Consider the following 5,736-nt stretch of genomic DNA (forward strand, 5'->3'; position numbering starts at 1 on the left):
CTTCCGGTACCAGACGACCGAAGCGCCGATCTCGGTCGGAACGAAAAACGGCTTTCCATCGAACTTCGCCAGCGAAACGCTCGCCGAATTGAGCGACTTGTCCCAGCCGAATTTCTGGTAGTAGTCCGAGAGATCGGCGGCGAAACCGCCCTTGATGATTTCCCCCGCGCGGCCCCCTTCCCACGAGTAGAAAACGTCGGGCGGGTCGCTTGAGCTGATCTCGATCGTTTGCTTGGTCTTGTAGGTCTCGCCATCGTCGCTTGCGCCGGTGACGTGGATGCGGTCGCCGTTCTTCTTGTTGAATTCGTCGATCAGCCAGTTGGCGTAGAGCTCCGAGGTCGGCCATGCGGCGCGATAGAAATATTGGATTTCGACTGGAGCCGCCCGGGCGGGCGCAATGCCGATTGCCGTCGTCGCCGCTCCAACGCCGACGAGCGCGGTAGAACGCAAGAAATGACGTCGCGACAGGTTGTTCGGGCCCTTAGGCATTGCTCGTTCCTCCTTGCAGTGCGCGCGGCCGGCGTTCTATTGGCGCCGGGTTGACCGATATTGGTTATTGCGCCGACCGACTCATCAAGCGCGGACAAGGTTTACGGCGGAATGTCGGCGCTGCGCTTAGAGGATAGTTACATAGGGAATCCGTCCGCGCAACACGGCGAAATCCCCATTGGGCGGGCGGCGACCTTTCCACGATCGTCGCGCGCTCTGGGTTCAAGCGGCTCGCGGAGGCCGCCGGCAAGACCACCTCCACCGAGTTGGATTGCGCCCTACAGGGCCGCGGCTGCCTCGCCCAGGAAGCGGACCAGGACCTCCGCCGTCTCCTGAGGCAGGAAGTCCGGGAAGAAGTGGCCGCCGGGCAGCGAGGCGCCGCGCACGTTCGCGGCGCGGCGGCGCCATTCGGACGGGATGTCGAACAGCATCGCCATCAAGCCGTGCGCGCCGTAGAAGGCGAGCAGCGGCGCCTCGACTTTGCGGTCGAGGTCGGCGGCGTCATGGTCGAGGTCGATCGTCGCCGCCGCGCGGTAGTCGGAGCACGAGCCGTGGATCATCGTCGGATCGCGCCAGGCGCGGCGGTAGGCGTCGAGCTGCGCGGGATCGAAGTCCTTGAGCCCCGTCACGCCAAGGCCGGCGAGGCAGGTCTCGTAGAAGAAGTCCGGATCGGCGCCGATCATGCGCTCGGGCAAGGGCTCGGGCTGGGAGAGGAAATACCAGTGCCAGTAGGCGCCGGCGACTTGGCGGTTCGTCTCCATGAACATCGCGTAGGTCGGCACGATGTCGAGCACGGCGAGGCTCGCGACCGCATCCGGATGGTCGAGCGCCATGCGGTGCGCCGTGCGTCCGCCCCGGTCGTGGCCGATGACGTGAAAGCGTTCGCAGCCGAGCGCCCGCATGAGGCGCAGCTGATCCTCGGCGAAAGCGCGAAAACTGTAGTTGGAATTATCCGGCAGACGTCGGGGCTTCGAAGAGTCGCCATAGCCGCGCAGGTCCGCGCACACGACCGAATAGCCGGCCTCCACGATGTGCGGCGCGATCCGCGCCCACATCGCGTGCGTCTGCGGAAACCCGTGCAGCAGGAGGACCGGCGGCCCCTCCCCGCCCAAGACGCAGGCGACCAAAATCCCGTCGCCGACGTCGACCGTGCGCCGCTCGAAGCCTTCGAACATCGGGTCCCTCTTGCTTCTCCGGTGGGGGTCTGTCCTCACTTCTCCGGCAAGTTCAGCCGAATGTTCAGTTCGCGCAACTGCTTCGGCGTCGCCGCCGCCGTCCGCCGGCGGCTTCGCGCCCGGCCTCGACGCTGCGCCACCGCTGAGCCAGGAAGGCCAGACCTACCGCGCCACCCGCGACGCGCTCCGCCACGAGCGCGCCCTGCAACGACTGGCCGAAGGCCGGCTCGGCGTCGCCGACATCGCCGCTGGACTCGCCTTCGACAAGCCCAGCGCCTTCCACCGCGCCTTCCGCAAATGGACGGGCGCGACTCCGGCGGCCCATCGCCGCAAAAATCGCGACGCCGAAGCCCGCGCCGAATCCCCAACCTTCACCGAGGACAGCGGCATGCGTGAGACCTTGCGAAAGGGCCGGACCGTCCTGTGATCGGCATCACAGACATTGGGCGTCACGGCGCCGTAACCTCGACTAGCGCGGGCTGGAGGGAGGAACAAGCCATGCCGTACTACCTGTTTCAGTGGAAATATAAGGACGAAGCCATCCGGGCCATGGTCGACACGCCGCAGGACCGCGCGGCAGAGCTCCGCAAAGCGGTGCAAGGGTTCGATGGTCGCATGCATCAGTTCTTCTACGCATTCGGCGACTACGATGGCATTAGCATCGTCGAGTTTCCCAGCAACGAGAGGTGCGCGGCGTGCGCGAATACGCTTACTGGCGCTGGCGCTAACTGGGTCTTCCGAACGACGGTGCTGCTGACCAGCGAAGAGGGAAAGGCGGCCATGGTGAAGGCCAAAACCGTGGATTCCGGCTATATGTCGCCTGTAGGCTATGCCAGCCACGGGTGAGCGCGCTAACCCAAATTGCGCAGAATCGACACTTGCTATCGACACTGCTTAGACGAAAAGTCGTCGCAACCTCTTTCGTGAGGACGGCCAGAAAGGCCGATTCTGCGAATACGAATCTCCTTCGGAAATCGCGTCGCACTTAGAATCACAGCCACACTGACCATTCAACCCCGTTGGGCGTCACAGTCGCCGAGATCGCTGCGCGCGGAGGCGGCAGCGGCCACAAACAGGGGAGCGCGCGCGATATCGAGCGAGGCTCGGGGACCGCCCTAAAACGGAGCCTCACTTCTCCGGCAAATTCAGCCGGATGTGCAGTTCGCGCAGCTGCTTCGGCGTGACGTGGGCGGGCGCGCCCATCATCAGGTCTTCGGCGCGCTGGTTCATCGGGAACAGCACGACTTCGCGCAAATTCTCCTCGCCGGCGAGCAGCATGACGATGCGGTCGACGCCGGGCGCGATGCCGCCGTGGGGCGGAGCGCCGCACTGGAAGGCGCGGTACATGCCGCCGAATTTCTCCAAGAGCACGTCCTCGGGGTAGCCGGCGATGGCGAACGCCTTCTTCATGATGTCCGGGTGGTGGTTGCGGATCGCCCCCGACGACAGCTCGATACCGTTGCAGACGATGTCGTACTGGAACGCCTTGATCGTCAACGGGTCGTGGTTCTCGAGCGCCTCGAGCCCGCCCTGCGGCATGGAGAACGGGTTGTGGGAGAAGTCGACCTTCTTCTCCTCCTCGTTCCACTCGTACATCGGGAAATCGACGATCCAGCAGAACTCGAACACGTCCCTCTTGCAGATTCCGAGGTCATTGCCGATGCGGATGCGCGCAGCGCCCGCGAGTTTCGCCGCCTTGTCCGCCTTGTCGCAGGCGAAGAACACCGCGTCGCCGGCCGAGAGTTTGGCCTTGGCGACGAGGGCCTGCTGCGCCTCGGCGGGCAGGAATTTTGCGATCGGCCCCTTGCCGGAAAGCGCCTCGCCCTCGCCCTCAAAGATGATGTAGCCAAGGCCCGGCGCGCCCCCGCCCTTGGCCCAGTCGTTGAGCTTGTCGAAGAAGGAGCGCGGCTGCTTCGCGGCGCCCGGCGCCGGGATCGCCCGCACCACCCCGCCCGCCTTGATCACCTCCTTGAAGGCTCGGAAGGAGACGTCGTCGCGCTCGAACACCTCTGTGACGTCGGAAATCCTGATCGGGTTGCGCAAGTCCGGCTTGTCGACGCCATATTCCAGCATCGCCTCAGCATAGGGGATCATCGGGAACTGCTGCGTGACCGGCTTGCCGCCGCCGAACTCCTCGAACACGCCGCGCAGGACCGGCTCGACCGCGGCGAACAAGTCCTCCTGGGTGACGAAGCTCATCTCGATGTCGAGCTGATAGAACTCGCCGGGCGAACGGTCGGCGCGCGCGTCCTCGTCGCGGAAGCAGGGCGCGATCTGGAAATAGCGGTCAAACCCGGCGACCATGGTCAGCTGCTTGAACTGCTGCGGCGCCTGCGGCAGCGCGTAGAACTTGCCGGGATGGAGCCGCGACGGGACGAGGAAGTCGCGCGCGCCCTCGGGGCTGGAGGCGGTCAAGATCGGGGTCTGGAACTCAAAGAACCCTTGCGCCTTCATCCTGGTGCGCAAGGAGTCGATGATCCGCCCGCGCAAAATGATGTTCTGATGCAGCTTCTCGCGCCTGAGATCGAGGAACCGGTACCGCAGGCGCGTGTCCTCCGGGTACGGCTGGTCTCCGAATACCGGCATCGGCAGGTCGCCCGCCGGTCCGAGCACCTCGATGTCGCGGACATAGACCTCGACCATGCCGGTCGCCATCTCGGAATTCTCGGTTCCCTCGGGACGCTTGCGGACGTTTCCGTCAATCCGGACAACGTATTCCGAGCGGAGCTTCTCGGCTTGCTGGAAGGCCGGCGAATCCGGATCGACCACGCATTGGGTGATCCCGTAGTGGTCGCGCAGATCGATGAACAGCACGCCGCCGTGGTCGCGGATGCGATGGCACCAGCCGGACAGGCGAACGGCCTCGCCGCTGAGCGAAAGCCCGAGGGCGCCGCAGGTGTGCGTGCGATAGCGATGCATGGAAAACTCTGCCTTCTTGCTCGCCGACTATGCGGGAAGGCCGCCGCTTAGCGGAAAACCGCGGCATGGGGAAGGGCTGCGCGCGCACGGGTCGCGGCAACGCAATCCGTCATAGGGTGGTCCATTCGGCGACGAGTCCGCCGAGCGCTCCGCTCGACGCGAGCCGGGCCTGGGATGCATCGATCGCCGCCCGCAACGCGTCAGCGCCCCGTCGCACGCAGATCGCAAGCTTCTCCTCGGTGATCCCCGTCTGGACGATCCGCAGCGCCGGGCGCTGGCGCGTCAGCCAATGCATCACGGGGGCCAGCTTCATCACGGCGCCGATCGTTCCGGCCTCGAGATCGTTCAGCATCTCGGCGACCCCATGGTACGGATAGACGCGCACGTCGGCCGCCTTCCCCGCGGCCTTGAGCTGCTCGGCGACCGGCTCGGAAGTGTTTCCGCGCTGCACGCCGATGACCAGGCCGGCCAGATCGTCGACCGACCGGACGTGAGGCGTGCGCCGAACATTGCAGACGAGGCTTTGCCCGGAGGCCAGATAAGGCGCGCAGAAATCGGCTTTCCGCTCCCGGTCCGGAGTGATGGTCGTCCCCGACGCGACACAGTCCCACGATCCGTCCGCCAGGCCATCGAAGATGCCGTTGAAGTCGGCGCCCGTGTAGCGGCAGGGCTGCCAGGAAAGACCGAGATCGGCTGAGATCGCTTTCATCAGGTCGACGTCGAATCCCGCCAATCCGCCGTCGCGCTCGAATTCGAACGGCGGGTCGGGAACCGCCGAAGCCACACGAAGCACGCCCGGCGCGAGAGTGGGAAGGCTCATTGCGGCGCTCCGCCCCTGTGGGTCGCGCCGATTGTCATCGCCCTTCGCCACGCTGTCAAATTGCCGATCCGCTCCTCGCGGGGGGTCGACTCGGCAGGCGCACTCGTTTAGCGCGCCGCTCCGGAGACGGGCATCCGGATGGACGCCCTATGGACTGCGTCCTACAAAGCGCGGGCCGCCATCAAACGGGCGCAAGGCTCGCTTCGAGTGTTTTCTGCATAGTCTAGCGACGAGTCGTTGGGAGAATCGGATGTCTGGACAATGACGGTCTCAGTCGACCGCCGCGCCGTGCTGGCGGCGCTGGCGGCGTGCCTCTCAGGCTGCGCGGCGCCG

Annotated in this window: 6 protein-coding genes; 2 read left to right on the top strand and 4 right to left on the bottom strand. The window is 65.5% G+C overall.

Annotated features, from left to right (window positions below):
- Together ACLP25_RS17160 and ACLP25_RS17165 are read right to left on the bottom strand one after the other, a co-directional pair.
- On the bottom strand, positions 1-489 hold a 489-nt coding region (locus ACLP25_RS17160), incomplete at its 3' end, for an ABC transporter substrate-binding protein (RefSeq protein WP_442470395.1).
- A 278-nt stretch (positions 490-767) separates the two neighbouring features.
- The gene (locus ACLP25_RS17165) at positions 768-1,664 is read right to left on the bottom strand and encodes an alpha/beta hydrolase (RefSeq protein WP_442470396.1); all 897 of its coding nucleotides are present in this window, start codon (positions 1,662-1,664) and stop codon (positions 768-770) included.
- Positions 1,665-1,674: 10 nt separating this feature from the next.
- On the opposite strand from ACLP25_RS17165, the gene ACLP25_RS17170 reads away from it, so the two are divergent.
- A complete protein-coding gene (locus ACLP25_RS17170) occupies positions 1,675-2,091 on the top strand; it encodes a helix-turn-helix domain-containing protein (RefSeq protein WP_442470397.1) in 417 nt (138 codons plus the stop codon).
- 71 nt (positions 2,092-2,162) lie between these two features.
- Positions 2,163-2,510, top strand: a complete 348-nt coding sequence (locus ACLP25_RS17175) for a GYD domain-containing protein (RefSeq protein ID WP_442470398.1) — start codon at positions 2,163-2,165, stop codon at positions 2,508-2,510.
- Between the two features lie 282 nt (positions 2,511-2,792).
- Here the strand turns inward: ACLP25_RS17175 and aspS are convergent, their stop codons facing one another.
- Entirely contained in the window at positions 2,793-4,583 is a 1,791-nt protein-coding gene (aspS, locus tag ACLP25_RS17180; RefSeq protein WP_442470399.1) for an aspartate--tRNA ligase, read from the bottom strand.
- Between the two features lie 109 nt (positions 4,584-4,692).
- Positions 4,693-5,403 (bottom strand): ABC transporter substrate-binding protein, encoded by a 711-nt coding sequence (locus ACLP25_RS17185; RefSeq protein WP_442470400.1) that lies wholly within the window; start codon positions 5,401-5,403, stop codon positions 4,693-4,695.
- Positions 5,404-5,736 lie beyond the last annotated feature (333 nt).

Origin of the sequence: Roseiarcus sp. (assembly GCF_052145395.1) — a bacterium.
Lineage (GTDB): Bacteria > Pseudomonadota > Alphaproteobacteria > Rhizobiales > Beijerinckiaceae > Roseiarcus.